This window comes from Streptomyces sp. NPDC002130 (assembly GCF_040296465.1).
Lineage (GTDB): Bacteria > Actinomycetota > Actinomycetes > Streptomycetales > Streptomycetaceae > Streptomyces.
This window is the reverse complement of sequence record NZ_JBEOXI010000851.1, coordinates 1-1,409: the sequence shown is the minus strand read 5'-3', so window position 1 is coordinate 1,409 and position 1,409 is coordinate 1. Positions and strand designations below refer to the sequence as shown.

Below are 1,409 nucleotides of genomic sequence, written 5' to 3'. Positions count from 1 at the left end.
GCCCAATTCCGTTGCCGCGGTGCGTGCCAAACCAACGAGGCCGTGCTTGGCCGCCGAGTAGTGCGCGCAGCCGGGCGCTTCGGCAACACCGGCGGCACTGCTCACAATCACGATGGAACCGCCGTTGCCGGCTTCGATCATTGCAGGAACCGCAGCTGTCATCGTGCGCCAGACACCATTGAGATTGATGTCCACCAGCGTCGACCACTGCTCTTCAGGCATCTCCCAGAAACGGTTCCACGTAGCGATGCCCGCATTGGCAATCACGACGTCGAGGCGACCGAACTTGTCGACGCCCGACGCCACCGCCGCCCGCAGCGCCTCAAGGTCACGGACGTCCGCTACGGCGGTGACGATCTCGCGCCCCTCCGCTCGTACGAGACGAGCCGTTTCTTCGAGGTCGGCTTCAGTCGCGGCCGCGTAACCCACGTCTTCGGACACCGACGCGCACACGTCGACAGCGATGACGTGTGCACCTTCCTGCGCGAGTCGGATCGCGTGATTGCGTCCCTGACCCCGCGCTGCACCGGTGATGAAAACGACCTTGCCTGCCAAGAGTTGTGTCATGGCCGGGACGTTAGACGCTGATGTAGCCAGTTGCCTCCGAGTTCCCGCTCGACGGGAATCAACCGTCGACGATGACGACGTGAAGATTCCTCGGACCATGGACACCTTCGACGCGTTCGAGTTCGATGTCGGAGGTCGCCGACGGGCCGCTGATCATGGTGGTGGGGCGCTCCGGCGTCAACTTCGCAATCGCCTCCGGCACTCCCACTTCCACACTGCTGCGATACGCGACGCAGATGTGTGTGTCCGGTACCAGCGTCAACGCACGGCGGCCCTGTGATGGACCAGCGTCGAGGAAGATGGTGCCGGTTTCGGCGCACGATACCTTCGAGCCGGTGACAACGGCGTCGAGGTTCTCGAGTTCAGGAGCCGGTACGTCAGGGCTGTCCACCACCAGCGTTCCGTCGAATCCGGCTACCCACGATCGGTCGAGGCCGGCGGGGATTCCCAATGTGCGTAGCCCCTGTGCCGTCAGTATCGAGGTGACGACCTCGGCGATTTCTGTTGCAGCGCAATGGTGAACGTGCGCCTTGTAGTCCACCAAACGGTCGACGAACAAATCGATGAGTTCCCCGTCGGACATGGTTCTGCCAGTCCGGTAGTTTCGCGGTATCTCGCTCTCACGGGCGGGCGCCAAGGTGATGGCATCACGAATGCGTCCGAGTACCAACTCGCGTGAATTCATCTGTCTGCCTTCCCGTCGCGACGAGCCTCGTCCAATGCCGCGCGGCCTTCGTCGGAGTCCCACCAGGATCGGAAGGTCTGCTTGGGCGGTGCGGGAATGTCTCTGGCAGCTGTCCAACCGTTCAGTGGAGGTGGCAACGTAGAGATCTTCCCTTTCC

2 protein-coding genes are annotated in these 1,409 nt (G+C 62.8%); both read right to left on the bottom strand.

What is annotated here, in order from left to right:
* Positions 1–567: SDR family NAD(P)-dependent oxidoreductase (locus tag ABT116_RS46290; RefSeq protein ID WP_351647221.1), on the bottom strand; the 567-nt coding region annotated here is incomplete at its 3' end.
* A gap of 58 nt (positions 568–625) precedes the next feature.
* A complete protein-coding gene (locus ABT116_RS46285; RefSeq protein WP_298777085.1) occupies positions 626–1,252 on the bottom strand; it encodes a LutC/YkgG family protein in 627 nt (208 codons plus the stop codon).
* Positions 1,253–1,409: the final 157 nt, after the last annotated feature.

Coding starts and splice junctions, on each gene's coding strand:
- ABT116_RS46285 (WP_298777085.1), bottom strand. CDS start 1,252: ATGAATTCACGCGAGTTGGTACTCGGACGCATTCGTGATGCCATCACC.